28 protein-coding genes and 2 pseudogenes are annotated in these 26,069 nt (G+C 64.2%); 14 read left to right on the forward strand and 16 right to left on the reverse strand.

Annotated features, from left to right (window positions below):
• The first annotated feature begins 148 nt into the window (after positions 1 to 148).
• Together FJ950_RS19075 and FJ950_RS19080 are read left to right on the forward strand one after the other, a co-directional pair.
• The gene (locus tag FJ950_RS19075; protein ID WP_023775064.1) at positions 149 to 1,054 is read left to right on the forward strand and encodes a S1C family serine protease; all 906 of its coding nucleotides are present in this window, start codon (positions 149 to 151) and stop codon (positions 1,052 to 1,054) included.
• Between the two features lie 22 nt (positions 1,055 to 1,076).
• Positions 1,077 to 2,033 carry a LysR family transcriptional regulator gene (locus FJ950_RS19080; protein ID WP_140617935.1) on the forward strand — a complete coding sequence of 319 codons (957 nt, stop codon included), beginning with the start codon at positions 1,077 to 1,079 and terminating at the stop codon, positions 2,031 to 2,033.
• 24 nt (positions 2,034 to 2,057) lie between these two features.
• On the opposite strand, the gene FJ950_RS19085 is transcribed toward FJ950_RS19080, so the two are convergent.
• On the reverse strand, positions 2,058 to 2,786 hold the full coding sequence (locus FJ950_RS19085; protein ID WP_140617936.1) for an SDR family oxidoreductase: 729 nt from the start codon (positions 2,784 to 2,786) through the stop codon (positions 2,058 to 2,060).
• Between the two features lie 154 nt (positions 2,787 to 2,940).
• Entirely contained in the window at positions 2,941 to 3,396 is a 456-nt protein-coding gene (locus FJ950_RS19090; RefSeq protein ID WP_015316860.1) for a MarR family winged helix-turn-helix transcriptional regulator, read from the reverse strand.
• A 65-nt stretch (positions 3,397 to 3,461) separates the two neighbouring features.
• On the opposite strand from FJ950_RS19090, the gene FJ950_RS19095 reads away from it, so the two are divergent.
• A complete protein-coding gene (locus tag FJ950_RS19095) occupies positions 3,462 to 3,935 on the forward strand; it encodes a cupin domain-containing protein (protein ID WP_140617937.1) in 474 nt (157 codons plus the stop codon).
• 24 nt (positions 3,936 to 3,959) lie between these two features.
• Here the strand turns inward: FJ950_RS19095 and FJ950_RS19100 are convergent, their stop codons facing one another.
• Complete coding sequence (locus FJ950_RS19100; RefSeq protein ID WP_140716435.1) at positions 3,960 to 4,571, reverse strand: hypothetical protein; 612 nt, start codon at positions 4,569 to 4,571, stop codon at positions 3,960 to 3,962.
• 243 nt (positions 4,572 to 4,814) lie between these two features.
• On the opposite strand from FJ950_RS19100, the gene FJ950_RS19105 reads away from it, so the two are divergent.
• Positions 4,815 to 5,414: a YdeI/OmpD-associated family protein gene (locus FJ950_RS19105; RefSeq protein ID WP_140617939.1), complete on the forward strand. Its 600-nt coding sequence runs from the start codon at positions 4,815 to 4,817 to the stop codon at positions 5,412 to 5,414.
• On the opposite strand, the gene FJ950_RS19110 is transcribed toward FJ950_RS19105, so the two are convergent.
• Complete coding sequence (locus tag FJ950_RS19110; protein ID WP_140617940.1) at positions 5,393 to 6,370, reverse strand: LysR family transcriptional regulator; 978 nt, start codon at positions 6,368 to 6,370, stop codon at positions 5,393 to 5,395. The two genes, FJ950_RS19105 and FJ950_RS19110, sit on opposite strands and share 22 nt — an antisense overlap.
• Positions 6,371 to 6,495: 125 nt before the next feature.
• Here FJ950_RS19110 and FJ950_RS19115 point away from each other — a divergent pair, with 125 nt between their 5' ends.
• The 4 genes and pseudogenes from FJ950_RS19115 to FJ950_RS29850 form a co-directional block, all read left to right on the forward strand.
• Positions 6,496 to 6,975, forward strand: coding sequence for a carboxymuconolactone decarboxylase family protein (locus FJ950_RS19115; protein ID WP_015316865.1), 480 nt, complete (start codon positions 6,496 to 6,498; stop codon positions 6,973 to 6,975).
• Between the two features lie 55 nt (positions 6,976 to 7,030).
• Complete coding sequence (locus tag FJ950_RS19120) at positions 7,031 to 7,783, forward strand: SDR family oxidoreductase (protein ID WP_140617941.1); 753 nt, start codon at positions 7,031 to 7,033, stop codon at positions 7,781 to 7,783.
• Positions 7,784 to 7,826: 43 nt separating this feature from the next.
• Complete coding sequence (locus tag FJ950_RS19125; RefSeq protein ID WP_140617942.1) at positions 7,827 to 8,255, forward strand: cupin domain-containing protein; 429 nt, start codon at positions 7,827 to 7,829, stop codon at positions 8,253 to 8,255.
• 68 nt (positions 8,256 to 8,323) lie between these two features.
• Positions 8,324 to 8,508, forward strand: a pseudogene (locus tag FJ950_RS29850) (hypothetical protein); the annotation flags it as partial.
• Positions 8,509 to 8,590: 82 nt separating this feature from the next.
• Here FJ950_RS29850 and FJ950_RS19135 read toward each other — a convergent pair.
• Both FJ950_RS19135 and FJ950_RS19140 read right to left on the reverse strand, forming a co-directional pair.
• Positions 8,591 to 9,079 carry an Rrf2 family transcriptional regulator gene (locus FJ950_RS19135; RefSeq protein ID WP_015316869.1) on the reverse strand — a complete coding sequence of 163 codons (489 nt, stop codon included), beginning with the start codon at positions 9,077 to 9,079 and terminating at the stop codon, positions 8,591 to 8,593.
• Positions 9,080 to 9,196: 117 nt separating this feature from the next.
• Positions 9,197 to 9,825 (reverse strand): annotated as a pseudogene (locus FJ950_RS19140) (glutathione S-transferase family protein).
• 177 nt (positions 9,826 to 10,002) lie between these two features.
• Between FJ950_RS19140 and FJ950_RS19145 the strand changes: the two are divergent.
• Positions 10,003 to 10,701, forward strand: a complete 699-nt coding sequence (locus tag FJ950_RS19145) for an SDR family NAD(P)-dependent oxidoreductase (protein ID WP_140617943.1) — start codon at positions 10,003 to 10,005, stop codon at positions 10,699 to 10,701.
• A gap of 217 nt (positions 10,702 to 10,918) precedes the next feature.
• On the opposite strand, the gene FJ950_RS19155 is transcribed toward FJ950_RS19145, so the two are convergent.
• Both FJ950_RS19155 and FJ950_RS19160 read right to left on the reverse strand, forming a co-directional pair.
• Positions 10,919 to 11,206, reverse strand: coding sequence for a hypothetical protein (locus FJ950_RS19155; protein ID WP_140617945.1), 288 nt, complete (start codon positions 11,204 to 11,206; stop codon positions 10,919 to 10,921).
• Positions 11,207 to 11,361: 155 nt separating this feature from the next.
• Positions 11,362 to 11,676: an EthD family reductase gene (locus tag FJ950_RS19160; RefSeq protein ID WP_140617946.1), complete on the reverse strand. Its 315-nt coding sequence runs from the start codon at positions 11,674 to 11,676 to the stop codon at positions 11,362 to 11,364.
• Positions 11,677 to 11,952: 276 nt separating this feature from the next.
• Between FJ950_RS19160 and FJ950_RS19165 the strand changes: the two genes are divergently transcribed.
• Complete coding sequence (locus tag FJ950_RS19165) at positions 11,953 to 13,575, forward strand: ABC-F family ATP-binding cassette domain-containing protein (RefSeq protein ID WP_140617947.1); 1,623 nt, start codon at positions 11,953 to 11,955, stop codon at positions 13,573 to 13,575.
• Between the two features lie 68 nt (positions 13,576 to 13,643).
• Here the strand turns inward: FJ950_RS19165 and FJ950_RS19170 are convergent, their stop codons facing one another.
• Positions 13,644 to 14,084: a hypothetical protein gene (locus FJ950_RS19170; protein WP_023775082.1), complete on the reverse strand. Its 441-nt coding sequence runs from the start codon at positions 14,082 to 14,084 to the stop codon at positions 13,644 to 13,646.
• A gap of 223 nt (positions 14,085 to 14,307) precedes the next feature.
• Between FJ950_RS19170 and FJ950_RS19175 the strand changes: the two genes are divergently transcribed.
• Positions 14,308 to 14,673, forward strand: coding sequence for a hypothetical protein (locus FJ950_RS19175; protein WP_140617948.1), 366 nt, complete (start codon positions 14,308 to 14,310; stop codon positions 14,671 to 14,673).
• Positions 14,674 to 14,729: 56 nt separating this feature from the next.
• Here the strand turns inward: FJ950_RS19175 and FJ950_RS19180 are convergent, their stop codons facing one another.
• Both FJ950_RS19180 and FJ950_RS30105 read right to left on the reverse strand, forming a co-directional pair.
• Positions 14,730 to 15,440, reverse strand: a complete 711-nt coding sequence (locus tag FJ950_RS19180; protein ID WP_140617949.1) for a hypothetical protein — start codon at positions 15,438 to 15,440, stop codon at positions 14,730 to 14,732.
• Between the two features lie 264 nt (positions 15,441 to 15,704).
• Entirely contained in the window at positions 15,705 to 15,827 is a 123-nt protein-coding gene (locus FJ950_RS30105; RefSeq protein ID WP_263486586.1) for a hypothetical protein, read from the reverse strand.
• A gap of 220 nt (positions 15,828 to 16,047) precedes the next feature.
• Between FJ950_RS30105 and FJ950_RS19185 the strand changes: the two genes are divergently transcribed.
• The 3 genes from FJ950_RS19185 (at position 16,048) to FJ950_RS19195 (ending at position 19,760) form a co-directional block, all read left to right on the forward strand.
• Positions 16,048 to 17,022, forward strand: coding sequence for a GlxA family transcriptional regulator (locus FJ950_RS19185; protein ID WP_015316877.1), 975 nt, complete (start codon positions 16,048 to 16,050; stop codon positions 17,020 to 17,022).
• Positions 17,023 to 17,153: 131 nt separating this feature from the next.
• Positions 17,154 to 18,482: an aspartate aminotransferase family protein gene (locus tag FJ950_RS19190; protein ID WP_140617950.1), complete on the forward strand. Its 1,329-nt coding sequence runs from the start codon at positions 17,154 to 17,156 to the stop codon at positions 18,480 to 18,482.
• 120 nt (positions 18,483 to 18,602) lie between these two features.
• On the forward strand, positions 18,603 to 19,760 hold the full coding sequence (locus FJ950_RS19195) for an FAD-dependent oxidoreductase (protein WP_140617951.1): 1,158 nt from the start codon (positions 18,603 to 18,605) through the stop codon (positions 19,758 to 19,760).
• A gap of 172 nt (positions 19,761 to 19,932) precedes the next feature.
• Here FJ950_RS19195 and FJ950_RS19200 read toward each other — a convergent pair whose 3' ends face one another.
• The 5 genes from FJ950_RS19200 to htpG form a co-directional block, all read right to left on the reverse strand.
• On the reverse strand, positions 19,933 to 21,096 hold the full coding sequence (locus FJ950_RS19200; RefSeq protein WP_140617952.1) for an ABC transporter ATP-binding protein: 1,164 nt from the start codon (positions 21,094 to 21,096) through the stop codon (positions 19,933 to 19,935).
• The gene (locus FJ950_RS19205; RefSeq protein WP_140617953.1) at positions 21,089 to 22,231 is read right to left on the reverse strand and encodes an ABC transporter substrate-binding protein; all 1,143 of its coding nucleotides are present in this window, start codon (positions 22,229 to 22,231) and stop codon (positions 21,089 to 21,091) included. The genes FJ950_RS19200 and FJ950_RS19205 overlap by 8 nt, the downstream gene beginning before the upstream one ends.
• The gene (locus tag FJ950_RS19210) at positions 22,228 to 23,070 is read right to left on the reverse strand and encodes an ABC transporter permease (RefSeq protein WP_140617954.1); all 843 of its coding nucleotides are present in this window, start codon (positions 23,068 to 23,070) and stop codon (positions 22,228 to 22,230) included. The genes FJ950_RS19205 and FJ950_RS19210 overlap by 4 nt, the downstream gene beginning before the upstream one ends.
• A gap of 13 nt (positions 23,071 to 23,083) precedes the next feature.
• Positions 23,084 to 23,962 (reverse strand): ABC transporter permease, encoded by an 879-nt coding sequence (locus tag FJ950_RS19215; RefSeq protein ID WP_140617955.1) that lies wholly within the window; start codon positions 23,960 to 23,962, stop codon positions 23,084 to 23,086.
• A 203-nt stretch (positions 23,963 to 24,165) separates the two neighbouring features.
• On the reverse strand, positions 24,166 to 26,058 hold the full coding sequence (htpG, locus tag FJ950_RS19220) for a molecular chaperone HtpG (RefSeq protein ID WP_140617956.1): 1,893 nt from the start codon (positions 26,056 to 26,058) through the stop codon (positions 24,166 to 24,168).
• Between the last annotated feature and the right edge of the window lie 11 nt (positions 26,059 to 26,069).

Below are 26,069 nucleotides of genomic sequence, written 5' to 3' on the forward strand. Positions count from 1 at the left end.
GCCGCATTGCCCTGCCGGGCGTTCGAAACTCGAAAGGCCAAGTGATTGGCTTCGTGGTCCATGCCCACCGTTCTCACCCCTTGCGCCTTCTCCCGCGTGGCATACCTATACAACAAGCCGCCAGGCATTCGCACCGCAGGACAAAATCATGACCATCAATCCCAATCCGCGCTCCGTGGTTGCCGTGCGGGCGACCGTTCCGGAGGATGCCTTCACGGCCGGGGCCCTCGGCACGCTCAGGGAAGGCAGCGGCGTCGTCATCCGCGATGACGGGCTGGTGCTGACCATCGGCTATCTCATCACCGAGGCGGAAGAGGTCTGGCTGACCTCGCATGACGGCCGTGTTATTCCCGCGCATGCGCTGGCCTACGACCAGGAATCAGGCTTTGGCCTCGTCCAGGCGCTGGCGCCGACCGGCCTGCCGGCCGTGGCGCTGGGCGATGCCGGCAAGGCCAGGATCGGCGACGCGGTGGTGCTTGCCGACGGCATCGGCCGGGCAGTCGAGGCCAAGATCGTCACCAAGCAGGAATTCGCCGGCTATTGGGAGTATCTGCTGGACGAGGCGATCTTCATCGCGCCGGCGCATCCGTCCTGGGGCGGCGCGCCCTTGTTCAGCGCCGAGGGCGCACTGCTCGGCATCGGTTCGCTGCGCCTGCAGATGAGCCGCGCCGGCGAGGTGGCCGATATCAACATGGTGGTGCCGATCGACCTGTTGCCGCCGATCCTCGACGACCTGCTGACGCGTGGCCAGGTGGCTAAGCCGCCGCGCCCGTGGCTCGGGGCGCTGTCGGCCGAAAGCGACGGCAAGGTGGTGGTGATGAGCGTGACCGAGGGCGGCCCGGCCGCCAAGGCCGGCCTGCGCGAAGGGGACGTCATCTCCGAGGTCCGTGACGGCGCGGTCGACGGGCTCGCCGATTTCTATCGCAAGCTGTGGGAAAGCGGTTCGGCCGGTGCCGAGATCCCGATGCGGGTGGTGCGCGACGGCCGCGAAACGTGGCTGCGTGTGAAATCCGCCGACCGCGGCAGTTTCCTGAAAAAGCCGCAGCTGCAGTAGGCCGGGCGATTTCGGCCAGTCGATGCATCCAAGACTGCTCAAGACCTTCCTCGCGGTGGCGCGCTGCCGTACCGTTACGCGCGCCGCCGAGACGGTTCATCTCGCCCAGTCGAGTGTGAGCGACCAGGTCCAGTCGCTGGAGGCCGAGCTTGGCGCTGTCTTGTTCACGCGCTCGAAGTCGGGCCTGGAACTGACGCCGGCGGGACTGGTGTTGAAGCCTGTCGCCGAGGAATTGCTGCGGCTCGATGCCGAAGCGCGGGCGGCGGTGCTCGCTGTGGCGGGACAGACCAGCGGAGCGCTGACCATCGGCGCGCTGGAGACGATCGCCTCGGCCCGGCTGGCGCCCTGGCTGCCGGGGTTCCAGGCCAGTTATCCTGATATCGCCGTGCGCATGAAAGTGACTGATAGCGGCGCGCTGCTGCGCCTGCTGGAGGAGGGCGACATCGATGTCGCCTTCTGTTTCGAGCGCCGCGATATGTCCAACGGCGGCGCCGATCAGCGCTTCGCCAGGCGCACGATTTTGGCCGAACCGCTGGCGCTGGTCACCGCGCCGGGGCAGAAGCCGGTTCCGTGCGACCTGGCCGCCCTTGCCGCGCTGCGCTTCGTGGCAACGGAGCCTGGATGCATCTACCGGCACATGTTCGACACCGCCTTTGCCGAGGCGGGCACTGGTACGCCTGAACTTGCCGCCGAAGTCGGCAGCATCGGTGCCATTGCCCGGCTGGTGGCGGCCGGCGCGGGGCTGGGCCTCATTCCACGTCTGGCGGTCAGCGACGCGCTCAAGCGTCGTGAGCTGATCGAACTGCCTTGGCCTGGCCCGGAACAGGCGGCGCCGCTGACGATGATCTGGCGGCGTCGGCGCGTCCAGCCGCCGGCATTGCGCCGACTGCTCGCCGCCGCGCGCGACATGCAGGCGCCGGCATCCTCGAAAGCCAGTTCAGACGCTGAATCCTCAAGCCGCTCCAAGGCCCTGCTTTAACAGCATTTCGCAGAGCCGTCCGTTTTAGACGAGACGATGTCCGCCCTCGACGTGGAGCGTCGTGCCGGTGGCAAAGCCATTGCCGATGAGGAAGGCGATCGCGTCGGCGATGTCCTCGGGCTGGCCGATCCTGCCGACCGGCAGCCGCTCGGCCATCGCCGCAAGCGTGTCTGCCTTCCTGTCGCCCGCCACTTGCGCCCAAATTTCGGTATCGACCCAGCCGGGCGACACCGCGTTGACGCGGAGCGGCGCGAGTTCTATGGCCAACGCCCGCACCAGCCCTTCGAGCGCGGCATTGACGGCGGCGACGACCGAGCCGCGCGCGGCCGGCCGGTAGGCGGCGATGCCGGAGACGAAGGTCATCGATCCAGCCACTGCCAACCGTGGCGCACCATGCTTGGCAAGCAGCAGCGGGCCGAAGAGCTTGCTGTCGACCACGCGTTGCGCCGCCTCGAGACCGAGCTCCGGCAGCAGCCGGTAGGCGCCTTCGACGTCGGCGGCGGTGCTGACGATATGGTCGAGGCCGCCGATCCCGGCGAACAACGCCCCGACCTGGTCTTCCCGCGTAATGTCGACAGTGGCCATCCCCAGCCCTGCGGGATTGCCCAGCGCCTCACGCGCCTGCCGCAGCCTGTTCTCGCCGCGCCCGGCGATGATGACTTCGGCCCCGGCTGCCAGGCAGCGCCTTGCAAGCGCGAGGCCCATGCCGGATCCGCCGCCGACGATCAGGATTCTCTGGTTCGAAATGCTCATTCCGCTCTGCCTTCGTTGGTTGGACAAGGGCAGGGAATTGGCAGCTCGATGCGGTGAGGGGAAACGGAAGAAACCGATGGTGCTATCGGAGATGCCGATTGGTCCCGACGCGGTGCGGTTTGGAAACCCGATTGCCTCGATGGCCGGAGCTTGCTCAACGGGCCAGCGGGCTATCCCAGACTGCGAACAAGAGCGCTTTAAGTTCGGCGAAGCGCTTCGGCCCAAGTTCGGTGCGCCAGTCCTCCTCGATGTCGCGCAATATGTCGACCATTTTCCAGAAAGCGGCGTGGCCGCGCTCGGTGGACCGCACCACGCGCGCGCTGCCTTCGCCGTCGGAGCGGACGAGATAACCGTAGCCTTCCAGACTGGTGAGCAGCTGGTTGATGGCCTGCTTGCTCATGCCGGCACGCTCGGCGATCGTGCCGGGCCGCGCGCCGTCCGGGCCGGGAAACTGCAGCACGGCCATATGCGGCAGACGCAGTTCGTCGAAGCCGGCGGCATTGAGCTCCCTGATCAGCCGGCGCTGGATCGCCTGGGCTGGCACGCGCAGCAGGGCGCCGATCAAAAGATCCTCGGTCTTGGTCTGCAGAACTTCGGTGGAGGTGGCCATTGACGATCCGGTAAATTGAATTTACTGATAGCTAGTAAATGTAATTTACCGGAGGGGTTTGCGCAATGTCATCCATGAATCCTGGGGTCAACCCAGCCGATGAAACCATCGGCACCAAGGGGCTGTCGGTCCGTTTCCTGGTGTCGGGCGAAAATTCGAACGGCAGCGTCGCCGCTTTCGAACTGATGGTGCCAAGCGCGCAGCGCTTGCCCGCGCCGGCGCACAGCCACGACCATTACGAGGAAACGATCTACGGCATTGACGGGGTTTTGACCTGGACCGTGAACGGCAAGCCGATCGAGGTTGGGCCGGGGGAGGCGCTGTGCATTCCACGCGGCGCCGTCCACCGCTTCGACAATAACGGCACCCGGGATGCCAAGACGCTGTGCGTCATCACGCCGGCGGCAATTGGCCCGGACTATTTCCGCGAGGCATTCGGTCTGCTTAACGCCGCTGCCGGCGGGCCGCCCGACAAAGCTGCGATGATGGAGATCATGCGCCGTCACGGCCTGACGCCGGCAATGCCGCCACCGGCCTGATGCCGGCCGAAGCCCAGCGAGCCATTATTCCTGGCAAGCAGCGAAGGCGTCGCCCGAGTTCCAGTCCCGGAATGCGATGGTCTTGCCTTCCGCCGACACGGTCTTGTGCTTCGTGCTGCCGTCCGGCTGCTGCTTCGAGCTGGTGCCCTTGCCGGTCAGCACATTGTAGTCACAGGCGCTGGCGGCATTCTCCTGCAGGTAATCATCGGAATCGTAGGCGAAGCCGGCAACGATGAAGGCGCCGTTGCGGTAGGCGACGGTCAGAGTCTGGTTGGTGCGCTCGCTGCCGATCTCCGGCGCCGGCAGATGGAATTTGATCGACCCGTTGGGCAGCATTGTCAGCTCCGGCTCGGCGTTGGAGTTCTCGTAGCCCGGTCGGTCGTAGCCGTTCCACTCGCCACCGATCTGTTCGCGCACGATCTCGACAGGCTTGAGGTAATTGTGCTCCTTGTCCCCGAGGAAGAAATGGATGTCCATCGGGTCGGTCGGGCCGGTCTCGACCACCATGGCAAGGTCGGGAGCGCCGTCGCCGTTGAAGTCGCCGGTCAGCGCGGTGATGATCTTGCGGGTTTCGATCGGTTCGGCCAGCGCCACGCCCGGCAGCAACAAGGCAAGGCCGAAGAGCAGAGATTTCATTGCGGCATATCCCCCGCGTGGCATTTGTGGTCCTATAGCACGGTGGGGAAGCGTCGTGCTCCTCCATCTGGTCGGGCGCGCTTCAGCCGCAACGCGGCAATCCATGGTGTGTTTCCAACTTCATGACAGCGTCTCCACTGCTGACGGGAATTGGGTGTGATGCCATGATGCCGGGCCGCAGGATGACGGAGGCAAGATGACAGGGGCCCCAGCGACAACAATTCTGAACCGGCAGGCCCGCTGATGGCTCCGGTCAAGGTCGATCCCGAAAAGGTCAGGGAATTTCCCGACGCGGCCCGTTTCCATACCTGGCTCGGCCAGCACCACGCCACGGAAACCGAAGTGTGGATCAAGGTTCACAAGGTAGGCTCGGGACTGAAGTCGATCACACCGAAGGAAGCCATCGACGTCGCGCTGTGCTTCGGCTGGATCGACGCCGTGCGCAAGGGGCTGGACGAGAACAGTTTCCTGCAGCGCTACACGCCGCGCGGCAAAAAAAGCATCTGGAGCAAGATCAACATCGACAATGTCGCGCGGCTCATCGAGGAGGGCCGCATGACCGAGCACGGGCTGAAACAGGTCGAGGCGGCCAAGGCCGACGGGCGCTGGGCACGTGCCTATGGCAGCGGCAAGGAGATGAAAATCCCCGATGATTTGCAAGCGGCGATCGATGCCGAGCCGGCGGCCAAGGCGATGTTGGAAAAGCTCAGCGCACAGAACCGCTTCTCGCTCGCCTTCCGCACCCACAACATGAAGACCGAAGCCGGGCGCAAGAAGAAGATCGAAGCCTTCGTGGCGATGCTGAAGCGCGGCGAGACGATCTATCCGCAGGGAAAGAAATAGCAGCCTTCAGACGCGGTAGTGTGGGTCAAGGGTCCGGGAATTGTCCGCACGGGCGCCGACGACGCCATCAAGACATCGCCGCGGACGGCCTGGATAAGAAAGTCGAGCACCGTTGTCACACGCAGCGGGATATTCCGGCGGGACGGGTAGACGACATTGATCGGCAGGCGCGTCGGCGGAAAATCCGGCATCAGCTTGACCAGCCTGCCCGCTTCGATGTCCGATCCGGCGAGGATGTGGGAAAGCACCGCAAGCCCGGCTCCCGCCAGGGTCGCGCGATGGACGGCCATCGAATTGTTGGCGACGAGGCGGGGCTCAATCCGCAGAACCACTTCCTCCGCTCCACTGGAGAACGACCACGACCGGCCGTCCCCGCCACGGCTGTAGCAAATGCAGGAGTGATCCTTGATGTCTTGCGGCGTTCGCGGTGTGTCGCGCCCCTCGATGTAGGCTGGCGAGGCCACGAGAAAGGCTGTTGTCCAGCCGATCCGGCGGCAGATCAGGCTGCTGTCACAGACCGGCCCGAGGCGTACCTCTAGATCGATCGCATTCGCGACCACGTCCGACGGTTCATCCCGAAGGAGCAGTTCGACCTGAAGTGCCGGATGGCGCTCCAACAGCCCTGCCAGACGGTCGCTGAGGAAGAAGCCGAGGGGCGTCGGCAGGCTGAGCCTAACCTTTCCGGATATGGCTGCCGCTTCGGCGCCGCTGGCTTCGCCGAGCGCTTCGACCGCTTCGATGACGCGCAGCGCCATCGGCAGCATCCGTTCACCCTCCGCCGTCAAGGCGAGCGCGCTCGTCGTGCGATGCAGGAGGCGCGTCTTGAGATGCGATTCCAGCGCGGAGACCTGCCGGGATACAGCCGGCTGCGTCAGATTGAGGTCGATGGCGGCCGCTGAGAAGGATTTTGTCTGCGCCACCCGCAGGAACGTTCGCAACGCCGATACGACGTCCATCCTCGCCCTCATACTTTTCGACATAAGCCTTATGTTCGCATCGTAGGCGGGTGGCGCTTTACTGTCCAGTTATTATGGATATTAATTGTCCTTAAGGACACAAGATATCCAAAAAAGGAAAAGCCATGACGCAGCGCCTGAACGCCGCCCAGCAATCGCCTGAACTCTTCAAGAAGCTCCTCGATTTCAGCATGGCCGAGACACATGGCGCGATCGAAGAGAAGCTCCGCGATCTGGTCCACGTCAGGGCATCCCAGATCAATGGCTGCGCCTTCTGCCTCGACATGCACGTCAAGGAAGCAAAGATCCACGGCGAGAGCGAGCTGCGGCTGTACCATCTCGCCGTCTGGCGCGAATCGATCCTATTCATTCCCCGAGAACGTGCCGCCCTTGCCTGGACCGAAGCCGTCACCAAACTCCCCGAAGGCGGTATCCCGGACGAGCTCTATGAACGCGTGCGCGGGCAGCTTTCGGAGAAGGAAATCTCCGACCTCACCTTCTCGATCATGGCCATCAACGCCTGGAACCGTGTCAGCGTCGCCTTCAAGACCGTGCCCGGCTCCGCGGACAAGCTCTATGGCCTCGACAAGGCCGGCCTGAACTGACCTCTCCCTCAACGAAACCAGCAACGACGCGGCGCGGCCGCGAACGGAGACTATCATGAAAATCGTCATCATCGGGGGCACCGGGCTTATCGGCTCCAAGACGGTCGAACGGCTGCGCAAGCAGGGCTGCGAGGTGGTTGCCGCCGCCCCGAATACCGGCGTCAACACCATCACGGGCGAAGGCCTGGAGGTGGCGCTGGCTGGCGCCGAGGTCGTCATCGACCTCGCCAATTCACCTTCGTTCGAGGACCAGCCCGCCATGGATTTCTTCACCACTTCAGGCCGCAACCTGCTCGCCGCGGGCAAAATTGCCAGGGTCAGGCACCACATCGCGCTCTCGGTTGTCGGGACCGAACGCCTGCAGGACTGCGGCTATTTTCGCGCCAAGCTCGTCCAGGAAGAGCTGATCAAGGCCTCCGGCATCCCCTACACCATCGTTCATTCGACGCAGTTCATGGAATTCCTGGCCAGCATCGCCAAGTCCGGCACGGTCGGCGAGGCCGTGCACCTGTCGCCGGCCTATGTGCAGCCTATCGCATCGGACGACGTCGCCGATGCGATGGCCGGGATCGCGCTCGGCGCGCCGATCAACGGCATGATCGAGATTTCCGGTCCGGAGCGTGCGCGCATGAGCGAACTCGTCGCCCGCTACCTCAAGGCTGTCGGCGATCCCCGCGAGGTCGTGGCTGATCCGGAGGCGCTCTACTTCGGCGCGAGGCTGAACGACACTTCGCTCGTCTCCGACAACAATCCGCGCCTTGGCCGCATCACCTTCGAGCAATGGTTCGCCACCGCGGCGCGGAAATGACTGCCAGGATGCGCCGTAGCTCAACACACAAAGGAGTTTTCGAATGATCAAGTCAATCGCCATCGCGCTCGCCCTGACGGCGGCACTGGCCGGCCCGGTTGGAGCCAAGGAGGCCCATCGCGCCGGCGAGAAGGCCGCCAAGGTCACCCTCGTCTATGAGCATGAACTGCCGAATGCCCCCGGCAAGAGCATCAAGGGCATCCTCGTCGAATATGGCCCGGGCGGCTATTCGGAGGCGCATACGCATCCAAGCTCCGCCTTCATCTATGCCACCGTTCTGGAAGGCTCCATCCGCAGCCAGGTCAACGACGACCCGGTCAAGGTCTACAAGGCCGGCGAGAGCTTTTCGGAGATGCCGGGTGATCGCCACAGTGTTAGCGAAAACGGCAGCGAGACGAAGCCCGCGAAGCTGCTGGCGGTGTTCGTGGTCGATAGCGACCAGAAGGAATTGACCTATCCGGCCAAGAAATAGGGGCGCAAGGCCGGTCGCCCTTCCTCGCGTCCGGCCCTGCCGCCAGCCAAAATACTGTCGGTGAGCCCATGTTCGGCGATCATCATTTCCTGGCTCTGGTCTTGATCAACCTTCTCGGGCTTGCCGGCATCGTGTCTGGTATTTCCAGGGCCGTGGGCGTCCCATGGCACGCCTGAGGCCGCGAGAAGCGCGCCTGCTCCAGGACCTGGTGGTCGCCGCCATCTATCTCGGCGTGGCGCTGTCGATAACGGGCGCCCGGAACGATGCGGGCATGGCTAGCCGCCTGCATGCCGGCGACGGGAGACCGGCCGCCCGCGACGGTCATGCGGCCACGTTCATCCGGCGCGCTCTAGCACCCATTCGAAGCTGTTTTTCCAAAGCTCCGCGGGGATGTCGAGCGCCAACGCTTCGGTGAGGTCGGAAAGCCTGACGGCGCGCAATTTTGCGCGCCAGGCCTCATCGGCCTCCCACATGATGCGCGCCACCGGGCAAGGATTGCTTTCGCAATAGCCCTGGGGACGACACGGATTGTTCTCGCGGATATTGTTGCAGACAAACGTCCGCGCCTTGCCCTCAACCGCCTCCACGATGTCGAGGAAGGTCAGCTCTGCCGGCGTCCGCGCCAACCGGTATCCACCCGACGGCCCCAGCGTCGTGTGCACCAGTCCCGCCTGCGACAGGCTTTGCAGTGCCTTGGAGAGATATTCCTTGGGAAGACCGTGGAACTCGGCAAGCGCTTTTGTGGAGAGATACCGCCCCTCGGGCAGACCGGCGAGAATGGCGCAGCAGTGCAGTGCCCATTCGACTTGGCTTTTCAGGATCATCCACGGGTTCCCGGGCCGGTACCGACCGACCTATTAAGGATAAAAAGTATCCCTATTCCACCGCGGTGTAAACAGAGACGGATTCTGGCGGGAGCCATGATCCGGCAGCGCATGCGCTCAGGCTCCGGAATGCGGATCGATACCGTAGGGATGGACGGGGTAGCCGGGTCCGATGGCATCGCGCACGCGGTCCGTCCATGCGGCGAACGCTGGATAGTCAGGCAGCGAAAAGCCGCAATCCCCGGCGCGATGGCTGTAGGCATAGACGGCGATGTCGGCGACGGTGAAGTCGCTGACGGCGAGGAACGGCGTCTCGCCAAGGCTGCGGTCCAGGGCGGCGAGCGTACGGGCTCCGGCTTCGCGTTTTCCGGCAACCATGGCCTGGTTGCGCTCGAGCCGTCCCGTCAAGGTCCAGAAGCGCAGCGAGCCGATGACGGGCTCGAATTGTACTGTTCGAAGAACAGCCATTGCATGACCTTGGCACGCCGATAGCGGTCCGACGGCAGGAAGGACGTGCCTTCGGCGAGGTAGGTGAGGATCGCATTGGATTCAGCAATGGCGCTGCCGTCTTGGAGTTGAAGTACGGGAACGGCGCCTGCCGGGTTGAGCGCCAGGAAGGCGTCGGTATGGCTCTCGCCCGCGAAAATCGAGACGGGATGACTGTCATAGGGAATCTCAAGCAATCCGAGCAGGACCCGGACCTTCCAGCCGTTCTGCGATGGCAGATAATCGTGGCGCGTGAGCATGACCGGTCCTCATGATGGATCAACGATCGCATGGCGCAGCGCCGGCCGACACCCGATTCCTGCGCGAACCAATCCATGCAATCGATCGCACAATGACTGCGATCTCCGCCGCCTAATAAATCAATTCCCTCCGTGCCATCTTCGCTTCGATGATCGACATCCACAAAGGCATGACAGATGAACACCCAGTCCGACAAAGTCGCCCTCGTCACAGGCGCCAATCGCGGCATCGGTCAGGAAACCGGCCGGCAATTGGCCAAGCTCGGCTTCACCGTACTGCTCGGCGTGCGCGATATCGCCAAGGGCGAGGCGGCGGCCAAGGCGCTCGATGGCCATGTCGAGGTCATCGCGCTCGATGTCGCCGCGCCTGACGCGGCTCAGACGGCAGCCGAAGAGGTGCAGCGGCGGTTCGGCCGGCTCGACGTGCTGATCAACAATGCCGCCCTCCATTACGACACCGGCTCGCGCGCCTCGCGGCCCGACTGGACCGTCATCCGCGAGGCGTTCGAGACCAACGTCTTCGGCGCCTGGCGGGCGGCCGCCGCCTTCGCGCCGCTGCTCGGGGCGGGCGGCCATGGCCGACTGGTCAATGTGTCGTCCGAAGGCGGTTCGCTAGCCTCGATGGGGGCGGGGACGCCGGCCTATTCGACCTCGAAGGCGACGCTCAACGCGCTGACGCGCGTGCTGGCGGCGGAGCTGCGCGGCTCCGGCGTGCTGGTCAATGCCGTCTGCCCTGGCTGGGTCGCCACCGACATGGGAGGACCGGGCGGACGCCCGGTCGCGCAAGGGGCGGCCGGCATCGTCTGGGCCGCGACCTTGCCGGACGACGGCCCGACCGGCGGCTTTTTTCGCGATGGCGAGAGATTGCCGTGGTGACGGCAGGACTGCCGTGGTGACGGCGGGACTGCCGTGGTGATGGCGTGCAGAATTCCTCGACCGCGTTCTACCCGGATTCCACCCAGATCCGTCATCAGAACTTTGCCGCCATCCAGCAAGGGCAAGACATGCTGCGCGAGGGCGGACCGCTCGCGGCATTGCCCGCAGGAAAAGGCCGCCCTTTTCGCGACGGGTCTTCAAGGGTGATGACTGCTCGTCACTGGTTGAGGTCGACCGGTGTCACACCGAGGAGCTTCAGGGCGTTGGCGTAGGTCCGGATGCCTTGCGCCTGCTTGCTTTCGGCACAGAACCGGTTCGCCTTGTCCTGCAGTGCCGTTGCCTGCGCGATCTGGCTCGCACTGGCACCGGGCCTGGGCTTGGTCTGGATGGCGCCGTCGAGTTGAAGACCGAGCCGGCTGCAATATTCGCTTCGGGTGACCGCCGCCTCCGCACCCGACTGTGCGACCGCGAGCATGGCCAGCGAAATGCCTGCGAGGGCACTCATCCATCCGGTCGAATGTCGTTGCATCGCAGGCAGCATCCCTTTGCATTGGTGGCGACCGCTGTCCGGTTGCCACGAGCATGTTATGCCCGACGATGTTTTCCTCAGTTTTTCCCGGATGTTGAATCTTGTTTCTGGAGTGTTTCTGGCGGTCGGGATCACACCTCGTCGGCGTCGAACAACAGCATCGTCAGATCGTCGTTGCCCGGAGCCAGTATCCGCCGGTCGGCGGCGCAGGCGACGCCGACTTCGGAGGCGAAGGCGGCGCGGATGTCTTCGAGGCTGTCGAAATACAATGTTCCGACCAGATAAGGCATCTCGCCCGCCGAGAGCTTGACGATGGGCCGCCTGCTGACATCATAGCGCCTCAGCCCGGGAAGCTTCTTGGCAAGCGGTATGTGAACGTCGAAATAGTGGCGGTCGAAGGCGGCCGGATCGGCCGGGGTTTTGTAGATCACGAGCATCTTGGCCATTGCCATGGTCCTGTCCTGTTGGCGTTTCTGGTCTGGCCGTGCAGGCCACCGCGCCAAAGTCGTTCGACAAGGGCGGATTTCGACCGCCCGCCGATTTTTCATGGACGCCGGCAGGCAGGAGAAGCCATGCAAACCGCCGATTTCCCCTGGCTGAGGAAATCGGCGCCTCGTGCTCCGCCAGGCATCTGCGGCGCTTCTGCCTCTTCCCCTGGCATCTTCATTCGCGTAAGGGCGCGGGCAAATCCTCCAATCTCCTTTGAGCCTCCCCGGACCACCATGATCAGACTTGAAAACATCGGCAAGCAGAACGGCCGTCAGCTTGTCTTCATCGAGGCGTCGGCCACGCTGCAGAAGGGCGAGAAGATCGGCCTCGTCGGGCCGAACGGCGCCGGCAAGACGACCTTGTTTCGCATGATCACGGGCCAGGAGCAGCCTGACGAGGGCCAGGTGCAGGTCGATCGTGGCGTCACCATTGGCTATTTCAGCCAGGATGTCGGCGACATGGCGGGCCACAGCGCGGTCGCGGAAGTGATGAACGGCGCTGGGCCGGTGAGCGACGTAGCGGCCGAAATGGCGGAACTCGAGGCTGCGATGGCCGACCCCGACCAGGCCGGCCGGATGGATGAGATCATCGAAAAGTATGGCGAGGCGCAGCATCGCTTCGAGGAACTCGACGGTTATGCGCTGGACGGGCGTGCCCGCGAGGTGCTGGACGGTCTGGGCTTCAGCCAGGAGATGATGGACGGCGATGTCGGCAAGCTCTCGGGCGGCTGGAAGATGCGCGTGGCGCTGGCCCGCATCCTGCTGATGCGGCCCGACGCCATGCTGCTCGACGAACCGTCGAACCATCTCGACCTGGAAAGCCTGATCTGGCTTGAGCAGTTCCTCAAAGGCTATGACGGCGCGCTGCTGATGACCTCGCACGACCGCGAGTTCATGAACCGCATCGTCAACAAGATCGTCGAGATCGATGCGGGATCGCTCACCACCTATTCCGGCAATTACGAATTCTACCAGCAGCAGCGGGCGATCGCCGACAAGCAGCAGCAGGCTCAGTTCGAACGTCAGCAGGCGATGCTGGCCAAGGAGATCGCCTTCATCGAGCGCTTCAAGGCGCGTGCCTCGCATGCCGCGCAGGTGCAGAGCCGGGTGAAGAAGCTAGACAAAATCGACCGGGTCGAGCCGCCAAAGCGCCGCCAGGTGGTGAATTTCGAGTTCCAGCCAGCGCCGCGCTGTGGCGAGGACGTCGTCACCTTGAAGAACGTGCACAAGGCCTATGGCAGCCGCACCATCTATGAAGGGCTCGACTTCCAGGTCCGCCGCCGCGAGCGTTGGTGCATCATGGGCGTCAATGGCGCGGGAAAATCGACGCTGCTGAAGCTGGTGGCCGGTGCTTCCGATCCCGATACCGGTACGGTGGCGCGGGGACCGAGTGTGAAAATGGGCTATTTCGCCCAGCACGCCATGGAGTTGCTCGAAGGCGAGCGCACCGTGTTCCAGACGCTGGAGGATAATTTTCCACAGGCCGGCCAGGCGCCGCTTCGGGCACTTGCCGGCTGTTTCGGCTTTTCCGGCGACGAGATCGAGAAGAAATGCCGGGTGCTGTCGGGCGGCGAGAAGGCAAGGCTGGTGATGGCGCTGATGCTGTTCGACCCGCCCAACCTCCTGGTGCTGGACGAACCGACCAACCATCTGGACATCACCACCAAGCAGATGCTGATCGAGGCGTTGTCGCAGTATGAAGGCACGATGCTGTTCGTCTCGCACGACCGGCATTTCCTGGCCGCGCTGTCGAACCGTGTGCTCGAACTGACGCCGGAAGGCATCCACACCTATGGTGGCGGCTATACGGAATATGTCGAGCGCACTGGACAGGAAGCGCCGGGGTTGAGGAGCTGATTTCCAGTTTCAAAATGTGCGCCGGAGCGCGTCGCAGGGTCATGCCGAAGCGCTTCACGCCACGAGGCTTATCTCAGCGAGATGGCGAGCCCGCTCAGATCGGCGTTGACCTGCAGGCCAACCTGTCGGCCCGTGAGTTCAAGCTGGGCGCCCTTGTCGTTGGTCATCACGATCACCTGGGCGCCTTTGCCGAGCGTGCCGCCGCCGCCGGCGGCGCCGTACACGCCAGTCACGTCCCGGACGCGCTTGATGTGGCGCACGGTGCCCTGGAAATAAGTCTTGGAGACGCCGAAGGCGAGGCCGCCCGAGACGCCGCCGATCGAGATCGGGTATTTGCGGCCATGGAAAGTCAGCGTGCCCTCGCCACCGGAGCCTCCGACAAAGAAGGCCGCCTTGTAGACGGAGAAGCGGATTTTACCGCTGTCGGCATGCGCGGCGCTGGCCAGGCTGACGCCCGCAGCGGCGATCGCGGCAACGGCGATTGAACGAAATCCGGACGAAATAGTCATGATGGGAACTCCTGAAGATGGCCGCCTTGCCCGCCGGCAAGAATGTCAGCGTCGTATCAAGTTACAAATGAACAGTCTCGCCCATCATTGGTTCCAAGCCGCGGTCCAAATCTGGCGACGGGCGGGGCCCCAGGAACGAGGCCGGGCTCTCTGGTCGCAACGCTCCCCTTGTGAGATGAAGGCGTCCATGTACTCTCCACCGTGGTTGGCGAAGGGATTCTGGATGAAAACTGCGGTGGGGCTCGCAATGTCCGCATTGGCCGCGACGATGGCCGGATGCGCGACCTCTCCAGTCGACTACGGAGCCTCGCTTTCGCAGCAGGACCAGAAATGGGCGACGCCGCAATGCCAGCAAGCTCGAGCGGCGGCTTCGGACTACGCGGTCCGCGAAAAAACGCATCCGGGTTGGGAATTCGTTGCACTTGGCCCGTATGGATTGGGGATCATAGCGGCTACCAAGGAGCACGAGCAGAAGCAGCGAAAGCTGCTCGCCCGCGACGTCCATCTGCAATGTTCGAGCCTTCCCCTGCCCAAGGAATTGCAGGGCGATATCGGCGCTGCCGGCCCCGGCAAGGCGCAATATCCGTAGACGGGAATGGGGCGCGAGCGCGATCCTCGCCGGAAAATCGTTTTCCTGGGGTTGCTCTACCGCAGCAATCCTTCCGCCTCGAACGTGTCCCAGCCTTCGAGCTTTGGCGCATCGTCTTTTCCCGAATTCCTGGTCTTGCGGGCGTTGCCCGTCCGCTTGCCTGCTCGCGTCAGCGCGGCCTTGCCGGCTCCGCGCCTCCTGTTTTCGGATGTTTCCCGCGCGTCCTCCTCCCGCCAGGCGGTCGCCAGGTCACGATCAAGAAGGTCCTCGATGTGGCGTGGATCGAAGACATGGAAGGTCACGGCCTTGGATCGCCCGCGCATCTTCACGGTGCGCGTGCCGATGCTTTTCAGGCGACCGTCCCTGAGCCACTTGTGCCGCTCGCGCGACGAGATGGTGAGAATGTCCTCCGCTTCTCGCGGAAGCACGGCCAGCGCTTCGATCCCCTCCAGCGTCCTGGAGATGGTCGCCGAGGCGGCCCGGAACGCATCCGCGTCGGCTTGCGGCATGCGCAAGACGATGCGGCCGGTCTCGGCCTTGGCGAATTTCCTCACTGTCCAGGGCAGCCTGGCTCGTATTTCGCGTTCGATCCCCTTCAGGCGCAAGGAGGAGCCCAGCGTCGCCGACGGCGGCAGTGGCCATTCGGCAACCATTGACGCGGTGCTGGCGCCTTGCTCGGAAGGGTGATAAGGGGTGGTCGCAACGGCAGTTGCGATGCCACCCAGGATCTTCCGCAGGGAACCGCGCCGCTTGGCTGCAGGTTTCATGTCCCGTCTTCGCTCGTCATGTGCCTGCCGTGCAACGATCATTCGCGCAACAGACAACCGCAATCAGGCTCGATCGGTTCCCCCTGGCATGGGACCGGCGGGTGTTCGTAGGCGGGGCATTTGGATTCGCCGCCGATGGACACGCATTCATTCGGGTTCGCCAACCACCGCGCCGCGGCCTTGGCAACTCCCTCGAGGTCCGGATCAGCGTCGATGGCCCTGGGGCCGCCACCGCAGCCAATAAGCCAGCGCGCGCGAAGTGTCTCACCGCCGGCGCGGATGGTCGTGCTCATCCGACTGCGCGAAGTCCTCGACTCCGAGGCCGCGCCTGATCTCGGCGCTGATCGCGCTTGCCCGCGCGGCGAGAAGGGTTGCGATCGCCTTCATGTCGGACGCGACGGGCGCTTGAGCAGCGTCCGATGTTCGTCGCGGGGATCTCGTGCACGAAGCCGAAGACCAGAACTTTCCCGGCGAAAGGAATTCGCTGGCGAAAGGAGTTGGGCTTGCCAAACCAACTCTGCCTTTTCCGACACGGGCTATATAAGGGGGTAGCGATTGATGCGCAGCAGGGTGCAATCAGAGGGCACGAGGACGGTTCCGAACAACAATGGCCAGGCGTTTTGCGTTTCTCCTCGTTCGCGACTTCACGCTGTCGCCGCTATCGTTGTTCATCGACACGCTGCGGCTGGCGGGCGATGAGGGCGACCGCAGCCGCAGGATAGAGTTCGACTGGGAGATCGTCGGCGAACGCGGCCTGCCGATCCGGGCAAGTTGCGGCGTCGAATTGCTGCCGACCGGGGGGATCGGCAACCCCGAGGATTTCGATAACGTGGTCGTGGTCGGCGGCCTGCTCGACACAAACCGCAGCCTGAGTTCCGAGAAGGAGGCGTTTCTTTTGCGTGCCGCCGGCAAGGGAGTGCCGCTGACGGCGCTCTGCACGGGAAGCTTCGTGCTGGCGCGCTACGGGTTGCTCGACGGCTACAGCGCTGCCGTCAGCTGGTTCCACATCAAGGATTTCCGCAGCCGGTTCCCGGAGGTCAACGCCCATGCCGACAGCCTTTTTACCGTCGACCGGGGCCGCGCGACATGCGCGGGCGGCACGGGTGCCGCCGACCTCGCGGGCCATTTCGTGTCCCAGTTCATCGGCCAGAAGGCGGCCGAGAAGGCCGCCAAGATCCTGGTGCTCGACCGGATCAGGAGCAGCCGCGACGTGCAGCCCGTCGGCGACCTGTTTCCGGCGGCGTCGAGCCGGGCGGTGAAGCGGGCCTTGCTGTTGATGGAGAGCAACCTGCAGGAGACGCTGTCGGTGGCCGAGATCGCAAGCCGCCTGAACTGCTCGCGGCGCCAGCTCGAACGGCTCTTCGGGTTGGAACTGGGAATCGGCCCGATGGCGGCATATCTGGCGCTCAGGGTGCATCATGCGAAGTCGCTGCTGGAAGGCAGCGACTTGCAGATCGGCGACATCGCCTACCGCTGCGGCTTCACCAATGCCGGCCATTTCAGCCGTGTGTTCCGCCAGCAGACCGGCATCACGCCAACCCACCTCAGGCATCCGAACCGGGCAGTGGCGGCGGGAGGCTAATGGTCGGTGATGGCCTTGGTCGTGTCGCATACCCCGCCTGGCCGATTGCGTCGGTGCAGAAGCCGGTCATAGCATTGCGACAAGCGGCGGTGCCGCCGCTGCCTTGACGGTCAAATTCGCCAGCGAGAGCCATGCCGCATTATCCCGACGCCATGCCTGGATCAAAGAGCCTCTTCGAGCGCGCCAAGAAGGTGATGCCGGGCGGCAATACGCGCACCACCGTCTTTGTCGATCCGTTTCCGATCTATGCCGCGCGAGGCGAGGGGTGCAGGGTCTGGGATGTCGACGGCAACGTCTACTATGACTGCATCAACAATTTCACGTCGATGATCCATGGCTACACGCATCCCGATGTCGCTGCCGCCGTGGTCGAGCAACTGCCTTTCGGCACGGCCTTCGGCGCCCCGACGCTCAGCGAGATCGAGCTTGCCGAGGTTCTCGTCGACCGGCTGCCCTCCGTCGACCGGATCCGCTTCACCAACTCCGGCACGGAGGGGGTGATGATGGCCATCAAGGCCGCGCGCGCCTTCACCGGGCGGCCGAAGATCGTCAAGATCGAAGGCGCCTACCATGGGTCGTATGATTTCGCCGAGGTGAGCCTGGACAGTTCCCCGTCCAATTGGGGCGACATGCCAAGATCGACGCCTTACGCAATGGGAACGCCGCGCGGGGTGCTGGACGATGTGATTGCCGTGCCCTTCAACGATGTCGAGGCGCTTCGCGCCGTCTTCGCCGCTCAGGGCGACTGCATAGCAGGCGTGCTGATCGACCCGATGCCCAATCGTGCCGGCCTCATCCCGGCACGCAGGGACTACCTGCGCGCGATGGTCGAGATTGCCCGCGCGGCCGGGACCCTGGTCATCTTCGACGAAGTCATCTCTTTTCGCCTTGGCTGGTCGGGCGCGCAGGGGTTGTGGGGCATCGAGCCCGACCTGACCGCGCTCGGAAAGATCATCGGCGGCGGCTTCCCCGTGGGCGCCGTTGGCGGGCGCGCCGATGTCATGGCGGTGTTCGATCCGACCAGGGGCAAGCCCGCTCTTCCCCATGGCGGCACGTTCACCGCCAATCCGGTGACCATGCGGGCCGGGCTCGCCTCGATGCGGGCGCTGACGAAGGAGAGCTTTGCCCATCTCGATACACTGGGCGCATTCCTGCGCGAAGGGGTGTCCGCCTCGTTCGACAGGCATGGCCTTGCCGGCCAATGCGTGGGCCTCGGTTCGCTGTTCAAGGTTCATTTTACCTCGCATCCGGTTACCGACTATAGATCCGTCTATCCGGGCCAGGCCGAGCACCGGAGGTTCGATACATTCCACAAGGGCTTGCTCAGCCGCGGCGTCCTGTCTGCCAGCTACGGCCTGTTCGCGCTCTCGACGCCAATGACACAGGCGGACGCGCGCAGCATTCTGCATGCGATCGACGACACCCTGGGCGAGATCGCAGCGCAGCGTGGATCAGGATGACGTTTGGTCGATTCGCCTCCCTATCTCTTTGTCGGAGCATGAGCTCTGGACAAACGGAAAGCGTTAGTCCGAGAAAACCGGTTCCCACGTCTGGGATCATGCCTGAAAGCAGGTGACAATATGACAGCTTCCCTCCATGTCGCGGTGATCGGTGCGGGCACGCTGGGCCTATGCACGGCGCTCAACCTCCTCGAACAGGGCGCGCGCGTGACGGTGCTGGAAGCGCAGTCGATCGCTTCGGGTTCGAGCGGCAGGTCGGTCGGCGTTGTCGGGTCGCAATTTACCGATCCGTTCGAGATCATGCTTCGCGTTCAATCGTTCCGCCGGTTTCGCCAGTGGGAGGGGCAGGGGCTTCAATTCAACCACATCGGCTATCTTCGGCTCGCGCGCACGCCCGCGCAGATGGAGCTGTTCGCGAAATCAGTCGAGATTCAGGGCGGGGCCGGCCTGAAGTCGCGCCTGATCCGCGCGAACGAACTCAGGGACCTTGTTCCCCACCTCAGCCCCGACGGGCTCGAAGGCGGTTTGTTCGGACCCGACAACGGCTTTCTCGATCCCTATGACATGTGCAATTTCCTGGCGCGGATCGTCCGCGAAAAGGCCGGCGACCTCCGCCAGTACCGCAAGGTGCTCGGGGTGGGAAGGCGGCCAGGCGGCTACAGGCTGGAGACCAATGGCGATCCGGTCGAATGCGATGCCGTGGTCAACGCAGGCGGCGCCTGGGCGCCGCGGGTCGCCGAGCTCTTCGGCCAGCGCCTGCACATTTGGCCCGAGCGCCATGAGGCGGTCGTCATCCATCTGGACAGGCCGCTCGACTATACGATGCCGATGGTCATGGACCTTGTGGACGGCGAGGGCAGCGGCCTTAATTTCCGCCACGACAAGCCTGGCGCGCTGATTGCCGAGATCCACAAGGTGACGTCCATCGCTCCCGAGGATCCGGACAATTACAACGACCAGTGCGAGGAGCAATCGAAGGTCCATCTGGCCGAACTGCTGCTGGAACGGCTGCCCGATCTGCCGGGCGCGCGGCTTGGCCGTGGCTGGGCCGGCGTTTATCCTGTCACGGCCGATCATCGGCCGCTCGTCGGACCGATCGATGCCTCGGAACCGGCATTGGTCACCGCCGCCGGCGCCGGCGGCTATGGCATCCAGCTGGCGCCGGTGATCGGGCAGATCGCGGCGGATTGGGTTCTTCAAGGCGCGCCGGCTTCAGTGCCCGGAGCCGGGAGCCTTGCACCCACGGCCGAGCGCAACATCCGCAAAGTCGATCACTGACCGGTGCGAGTTGAAACCAGACCGGCGCTGCCGGAATTGCGGAAACAAGCGTTTAGAGCCCCGATGGGGATCTGCAGACCCCACGCCTTCAGGCGGCTGGGATCTGGGCTGTTGCGCGAGACGGCACGGGCGCGTCAAATGGTGGCTGAACCGCACCAAGCGCCCGCGACCTTCAGGAAATCCGCTTCCCGGCCCCGTCCAGCAGCACGCAGCCGTCCGGGGCAAAACCCAACTCGATCGTCTCGCCTTCGCGAAGCACGCGGCCAGTGATCGGTGTATTGGCGCGGAGGCTGGTCTTGCCGCCGATGTCGATCTCGTAGATCGCGCTGCCGCCCAGATAGGAGGCCGAGATCACGCGGCCGGACAGCCGATTGGCGCTCGTTCCAGCACCGACCGAAAATTTCTGCGGCCGCACCACGACGGTGACCTTGCTGCCGTCGGCAAGCGGCCTTGGACAAGCCACGCTGACCGTCTGGCTGGTGCCAAGCACCACCGTTACCGTTCCTTGGCCGGACCGGCTCACGGTCCCGGCAAGCATGTTGGCCTTGCCGAGGAAGTCGGCGACGAAGGCTGTCGCCGGCGCCTCGTAGACCTCCTCCGGAGTGCCGATCTGCTCCACCGCGCCCGCGTTCATCACCACGATGCGATCCGACATGGAAAGGGCTTCTTCCTGGTCGTGCGTGACGAAAATGGCGGTGATGCCGGTTTCCTTCTGGATCTTCTTGATCTCGACGCGCATCTCCTCGCGCATGTTGGCGTCCAGCGCCGACAACGGCTCATCCAGCAGCAGCACCTGCGGCTCGAAGACGATGGCGCGGGCGAGCGCGATGCGCTGCTGCTGCCCGCCTGACAGTTGCGACGGCAGCTTCTTCTCGCTGCCCGGCAGCCGCACCATTTCGAGCGCCTTGCCGACCTTGCGCACGATCTCGGGCTTCGGCACGTTGCGGTACTTCAGGCCGAAGGCGACGTTGTCGAATACGTTCTTGTGCGGGAAGAGCGCGTAGCTCTGGAAGACCAGCCCGATGTTGCGCTTGTAGATCGGGACGTCGTCGACGCGCCGCCCGTCGATCATGATCTGGCCGCCCGAAATATCGACCAGGCCGGCGATGGAGCGCAGGATCGTGGTCTTGCCGCAACCCGAAGGCCCGAGCAAGGTGACGAAGCTGCCCTTGCGGATCGAGAGCGAGAAATCGCGCACCGCGACGAACTTGCCGTAGGCGATGTCGATGTCGCGGAACTCGACCGCCGGGCTGTTCGCCTCGGCGGCCGCGCTCGCGCCGGCTGCCCCGGCCTGAACAGGCCGGGGATGGAGTGTCGTTTCCTGGCTGTCAGGCACCCTTCGAGATCCTGTTCCACTGCTTGGTCCAGGCGTCCTCGTTGGTCGCCCAGTAGGTCGGATCGGCAAAGGTCAGCGACTTCATCGTGCCCGTCTTGTCGAATGCCGGCAGCTTCTCGATCTTCTCGGTCAGCTTGACCTTGTTAGGATCGAGCGACGGCGGATAGCTCTGGCCTTCGGCCACCGCGATCGAGGTCGCCGGGTCGAGCATGAAGTTGATGAGTTCCTCGCATTCGGCCATGGGCGAACCCTTCAGAATCAGCATGTCCTCCATCCAGGCGTAGGAGCCGGCCGGATCGAGATAGCCGATCGGATGGCCCTGGTCCTGCAGCGCGGCGACGCGGCCCGACCAGGCATCGGTCACCACGATCTCACCCTTGGAAAGCAGGTCCATCAGCTCCGCGCCGGAACTCCAGAACTTCTTGGCGAGGTCGCGCGTTTCGCGCACCTTGGCCCAGATGGCGTCCATGTCCTTGAGGTTGTTGGGGTCCTGCCCGGTGGCGAGCGCCGCATACCAGACGCGCGTCGTCATGTCGGAATAGCCGCCGACCTTGCCGGCATATTTCTTGTCGAGCAGGAGCCCGGCGCCCTTTTCCTTGGCTTCCTCCGGCGAGATCACCTTGGTGTTGTAGGCGATGCCGGTGGTGCCGTAGTCGTAGGGCACGGCCGATAGCTTTGGCGTCAGCTTGCGGAACGGCTCGATCATCGGCTGCAGCACGTTCGCCATGTTGGGAATGTTGGCCTCGTTGATTTCCGAGGTCAGGCCGGCGTTCACGTATTTGATGTAGTAGTTGACGCCGGAGGAATGGATGACCTGGTAGTCGCCGGGCTTGGCGGTCTTGATCTTGGTGATGATCTCGTCCTCGTCGCCGAACGTGCCCTGGACCACCTTGATCTTGGTCTTGGTCGTGTAGGGCTGGAAGGCGAACTTGTCGATCGCATCCTGCACCGTGCCGCCCCAACCGTCGAAGCGAACCTCCTGGACCGCGGCGAGCGCCCGGCCCATCCAGGGCATCGAAAGGCCCGCCGATGCTGCCGCGGCTGCGGTCAGCGTCAGGAACGTGCGGCGGCTCAGGTCGCCATTGGCGTATCGATCGTGCAGCCGTTCCAGCCGCTTGGTGGTGGTGAGTTTCATTGTATTTCCTCCTTTGGTTCGCCACGTCTTCTCAGTTTTGTCAGGCTTTGCAGGATCAGGCCACCGATCAGCGGGATGCCGACGGTCACCAGGATCATCACGGTGCCGAGCGCGTTGATCTCCGGGCTGATCGAAATCTTGAGCATGGAAAGGATCTGGGTCGGCATGGTCTCGACGCCGGCCGGCCGCCAGAACAGGCTGGCCGAGGTGTTGTCGAACGAAATGGTGAAGGCGAGCAGGGCGCCGCCGACAACGGCCGGGATGAGCAGCGGCAGCGTGATCTCGCGGAAGGACGAGAAGCGAGAGGCGCCAAGCGACAGTGCCGCCTCCTCGTAGACGCGGCGGATGCCGATCATGCGCGCCTGGGCGATCAGCACCACATAGGGCACGGCGAGCAGGATATGGCCAAGCACCAGGAGCAGCATGGTCCTCGGCTGGTCGACGGCCTTGATCAGCACCAGCAGGCCGACGCCGAGGATGGTTTCCGGCACCAATGCCGGCAGGATCACCAGCGTGCTCAGCGCCTGCTTGCCGCGAAATTCGAAGCGGACCAAGGCAAACGCCGTGGTGACGCCGATGGCGGTGGTGACGATGGCGGTGACCAATGCGATCCACAAGGATGTTCGAAAGGCAGCCAGCACCGCCTCGTTGGCCATCAGCTTGCCGTACCATTGCAGGCTGAAGCCGGTCATCGGGAAGCCGCCGAACATCGAGGCGTTGAAAGACAGGACCACCGTCGCCACGATCGGCGCGAACATGAAGATGTAGACGCAGACCGTGACAAAGCCGGTCAGCCGCCAAGCCCATCTCCCTTCCTGCCTGCGCCGTGTTCCCCTCATCCTGCAAGCCCCGTCATCCGCCAAGCCCTTTGACGATCTGCGACATGCCCATGTAGCGCGTGTAGACGGCGGCGAAGAAGCCGAGCACGATGAACAGCACGATCGAAAGCGTGGCTCCCATCGGCCAGTTCAATTCGCCCATGATGGTGTCGTAGATCAGGTTGCCGAACAGAGCGTCGCGGCCCGAGCCGAGAAGCTGCGGCGTCACATAGCTGCCGGCGGCCAGCACGAAGCAAAGCAGCAGGCCCGCCGCCAGGCCGGGCAGCGACAGCGGCAGCGTGACCTCCCGGAACGCCTGCGCACTCGTGCAGCCCATCGAGCGGGCCGCCGAAATCAACGTGCGATCAATGCTCTCCAGGCTGACATAGACGTTGAGGATCATGTAGGGCAGCAGGAAGTGCAGCATGCCCAGGATGACCGCGCCTTCGTTGTAGAGCATCTGCAGCGGCTCATGGATGATGCCCATTTTGAGCAGCGCGACGTTGATGACGCCCTGTTCCCCCAGGATGTTGATCCAGGAAAAGGTGCGGATGGTGAAGCTGATCCAGAACGGCACGATCAGCAAAAGCAGCAGCAGCCATTTGTGCTTGAAGGTCGTGGCCCAGATGAAATAGGCGGGGAAGTAGCCGAGCACGCCGCACAGCAGCGCCGTCATGGCTCCGACCCTCAGCGTCTTCAGGAGGAAGCCGTGATAGTAGCTGTCGGTGAGGAATTCGTGCCAGTTCGCGGTCGTCAGCGCGCTCGTTTCCACGCCGGCGGTGACAAAGGTGAAGAAGGTATAGCCGGCCATCACGGCGATCGGCAGCACTAGGAAAAAGATCAGCAGCAAGAGCACCGGCGCGACCAGCATCCAGGCCAGCCGTGGATCATACAATGTCCATCGTCGTTTCATGAGCACCCGGTGCGCTCTCTTTGAAGCGCCTGTTTTGTTCCCGGGCCAAGATTGAGGGATTGCAGGCGCGATGTCCACAGTCGGCGATTGAGCCAGCGGACTTCAGTGTCGCCGGGTGCGAGAGATGCCGAAATTTGTCGGGAGACGGGGTCGCCACGCAACCCCGTTCGACCACACGTCGGGAACGGCTGGCCGGCGTCTCCTCAGCCCTTCGAAATACCGCGCGCGATCAGCCGGGCGAGGCGCTCCGAAAACGCCCTTGCGTCGGCCGGCTTGTCGCCGTCGAGGATGCGCGCCTCGTCGTAGAGAAGGTGGGCGGCATCCTCCTTGAAGGCTTGCTCGTCTTCGCCGAGGCTGGCGAGTGCCAGGACGCGCTCGTGGCGGGGGTTGATCTCGAGGATCGGTTTGGCCGTCTTGTCGAGGCGGCCGGCGGCGTTGAGCAGCCGCTCGAACTGCCGGTCGGGACCGTGTTCGGGCGCCACCAGGCAGACCGCGCTTTCGGTCAGGCGGTCGGTGGCCTTCACGTCCGACACTGCATCGCCAAGCGCCGCCTTGACGAAGGCCAGGAAGCCATCGACCTCGGGCGTCGCCGCCGCATCCGGCTTGTTCGCCTCGTCGAGCAGCGGGATCTCGGACAGTTCGGCCACGCCCTGCGTCACCGACTTGAACGGCTTGCAGTCGAATTCGGGCGCCATCGACGTCCAGAAACTGTCGACCGGGTCGGTGAGCAGCAGCACCTCGATGCCGCGTGCCTTGAAACCTTCGAGCTGCGGCGAGGCTTCGAGCCGTGCACGGTCGTCGCCGGCCATGAAGAAGATCGCCTTCTGGCCTTCCTTCATCGCCGAGACGTAGTCGGCAAGGCCGCGCCAGCCTTCGCCGGAGGCGGTTGAGCGGAAGCGGGCGAGCTTCAAGAGCTGCTCGCGCCGCTCATGGTCCTCGTAGAGTCCTTCCTTGAGGACGACGCCGAAGTTTTCCCAGATCTTCGCATAGGCCTCGGTCTCGTTCTCCGCCAGCTTGGCGAGATCGCCAAGCACGCGGTTGGTCAGGCCCTTGCGGATCGCGGCAAGCAGCGGGCTTTCCTGGATCATCTCGCGCGAGACGTTGAGCGGCAGGTCGGCGGAATCGACCAGCCCGCGCATGAAGCGCAGGTAGCGCGGCAACAGATCGGCATCGTCGGTGATGAAGACGCGGCGCACATAGAGCTTCATGCGGCCCTTCCGGTCCTGGTCGAACAGATCGAAGGGACGCGAGCCGGGCACGAAGGCCAGCACGCTATATTCCTGCCGGCCCTCGGCGCGGAAATGGACGGTGGCGGCCGGCTCGTCATACTGGCCGGAGACGCCGCGGTAGAAATCGGTGTATTCCTCGGGCTTGATCTCGCTCTTCGGCCTGACCCAAAGGGCCGTGCCATCGGCAATGTCGCGCGCCTCGGCACCGGGCCTCTCGATGAGCGTGATCGGCACCGGCACATGGCCCGACTGCGACTTGGCCAGTTGCTCGAGCCGATAGGATCCGGTGTAGGACACGGCGTCGTCCATCAGATGCAGCACGACGCGGGTGCCGCGCTTGGGGGCGGCTTCGAGCGGGGCGGGCGCGATCTCGTAGGAACCCTTGCCGTCGGACGACCAGCGCCAGGCTTCTTCGCTTCCCGCCAGGCGGCTGATGACGTCGACGCGGGTCGCGACCATGAAGGCGGAGTAGAAGCCGACGCCGAACTGGCCGATGAGCTGCGTGTCCTCGCTCGAATTGCCGGCGCCGACGCGCTCGATGAAAGCGCGCGTGCCCGAGCGCGCGATCGTGCCCAGCGCCTCCGTCATGTCGTCGCGGCTCATGCCGATGCCGTTGTCCTCGACGGTGATCAGCTTGCCGTCGGGATCGGCTGAAATCGAGATGCGGGGCTTCGGATCGTCGGCCAGCAATTCGGGGCGACTGACGGCCTCGAAGCGCAGCTTCTCGCAGGCGTCGGCGGCGTTGGAAATCAGTTCGCGCAGGAAGACGTCCTTATCGGAATAGACCGAATGCACCATCATGTGCAGCAGCCGCGAAACATCCGCCTCGAATGCCTTGGTTTCCGTCGCTTTCGTGTCTGTCGTCATTCCGGGTTTCC

The sequence above is a fragment of the Mesorhizobium sp. B2-3-14 genome (assembly GCF_006442175.1).
GTDB lineage: Bacteria > Pseudomonadota > Alphaproteobacteria > Rhizobiales > Rhizobiaceae > Mesorhizobium > Mesorhizobium australicum.

Excerpts from the sequence above, each read along its gene's own strand:
- FJ950_RS19135 (WP_015316869.1), bottom strand. The coding sequence starts at position 9,079 with ATGATCCTGAAAAGCCAAGTCGAATGGGCACTGCACTGCTGCGCCATT.
- FJ950_RS30105 (WP_263486586.1), bottom strand. The coding sequence starts at position 15,827 with ATGAAGGCGATCGCAACCCTTCTCGCCGCGCGGGCAAGCGCGATCAGC.
- FJ950_RS19210 (WP_140617954.1), bottom strand. The coding sequence starts at position 23,070 with ATGAGGGGAACACGGCGCAGGCAGGAAGGGAGATGGGCTTGGCGGCTG.
- FJ950_RS19185 (WP_015316877.1), top strand. The coding sequence starts at position 16,048 with ATGGCCAGGCGTTTTGCGTTTCTCCTCGTTCGCGACTTCACGCTGTCG.
- FJ950_RS19180 (WP_140617949.1), bottom strand. The coding sequence starts at position 15,440 with ATGAAACCTGCAGCCAAGCGGCGCGGTTCCCTGCGGAAGATCCTGGGT.
- FJ950_RS19190 (WP_140617950.1), top strand. The coding sequence starts at position 17,154 with ATGCCGCATTATCCCGACGCCATGCCTGGATCAAAGAGCCTCTTCGAG.
- FJ950_RS19160 (WP_140617946.1), bottom strand. The coding sequence starts at position 11,676 with ATGGCCAAGATGCTCGTGATCTACAAAACCCCGGCCGATCCGGCCGCC.
- FJ950_RS19175 (WP_140617948.1), top strand. The coding sequence starts at position 14,308 with ATGAAAACTGCGGTGGGGCTCGCAATGTCCGCATTGGCCGCGACGATG.
- FJ950_RS19085 (WP_140617936.1), bottom strand. The coding sequence starts at position 2,786 with ATGAGCATTTCGAACCAGAGAATCCTGATCGTCGGCGGCGGATCCGGC.
- FJ950_RS19205 (WP_140617953.1), bottom strand. The coding sequence starts at position 22,231 with ATGAAACTCACCACCACCAAGCGGCTGGAACGGCTGCACGATCGATAC.
- FJ950_RS19170 (WP_023775082.1), bottom strand. The coding sequence starts at position 14,084 with ATGACTATTTCGTCCGGATTTCGTTCAATCGCCGTTGCCGCGATCGCC.
- FJ950_RS19095 (WP_140617937.1), top strand. The coding sequence starts at position 3,462 with ATGTCATCCATGAATCCTGGGGTCAACCCAGCCGATGAAACCATCGGC.
- FJ950_RS19075 (WP_023775064.1), top strand. The coding sequence starts at position 149 with ATGACCATCAATCCCAATCCGCGCTCCGTGGTTGCCGTGCGGGCGACC.
- FJ950_RS19090 (WP_015316860.1), bottom strand. The coding sequence starts at position 3,396 with ATGGCCACCTCCACCGAAGTTCTGCAGACCAAGACCGAGGATCTTTTG.
- FJ950_RS19110 (WP_140617940.1), bottom strand. The coding sequence starts at position 6,370 with ATGGACGTCGTATCGGCGTTGCGAACGTTCCTGCGGGTGGCGCAGACA.
- FJ950_RS19115 (WP_015316865.1), top strand. The coding sequence starts at position 6,496 with ATGACGCAGCGCCTGAACGCCGCCCAGCAATCGCCTGAACTCTTCAAG.
- FJ950_RS19125 (WP_140617942.1), top strand. The coding sequence starts at position 7,827 with ATGATCAAGTCAATCGCCATCGCGCTCGCCCTGACGGCGGCACTGGCC.
- FJ950_RS19105 (WP_140617939.1), top strand. The coding sequence starts at position 4,815 with ATGGCTCCGGTCAAGGTCGATCCCGAAAAGGTCAGGGAATTTCCCGAC.
- FJ950_RS19195 (WP_140617951.1), top strand. The coding sequence starts at position 18,603 with ATGACAGCTTCCCTCCATGTCGCGGTGATCGGTGCGGGCACGCTGGGC.
- FJ950_RS19080 (WP_140617935.1), top strand. The coding sequence starts at position 1,077 with ATGCATCCAAGACTGCTCAAGACCTTCCTCGCGGTGGCGCGCTGCCGT.
- FJ950_RS19215 (WP_140617955.1), bottom strand. The coding sequence starts at position 23,962 with ATGAAACGACGATGGACATTGTATGATCCACGGCTGGCCTGGATGCTG.
- FJ950_RS19100 (WP_140716435.1), bottom strand. The coding sequence starts at position 4,571 with ATGAAATCTCTGCTCTTCGGCCTTGCCTTGTTGCTGCCGGGCGTGGCG.
- FJ950_RS19145 (WP_140617943.1), top strand. The coding sequence starts at position 10,003 with ATGAACACCCAGTCCGACAAAGTCGCCCTCGTCACAGGCGCCAATCGC.
- FJ950_RS19120 (WP_140617941.1), top strand. The coding sequence starts at position 7,031 with ATGAAAATCGTCATCATCGGGGGCACCGGGCTTATCGGCTCCAAGACG.
- FJ950_RS19155 (WP_140617945.1), bottom strand. The coding sequence starts at position 11,206 with ATGAGTGCCCTCGCAGGCATTTCGCTGGCCATGCTCGCGGTCGCACAG.
- FJ950_RS19165 (WP_140617947.1), top strand. The coding sequence starts at position 11,953 with ATGATCAGACTTGAAAACATCGGCAAGCAGAACGGCCGTCAGCTTGTC.
- htpG (WP_140617956.1), bottom strand. The coding sequence starts at position 26,058 with ATGACGACAGACACGAAAGCGACGGAAACCAAGGCATTCGAGGCGGAT.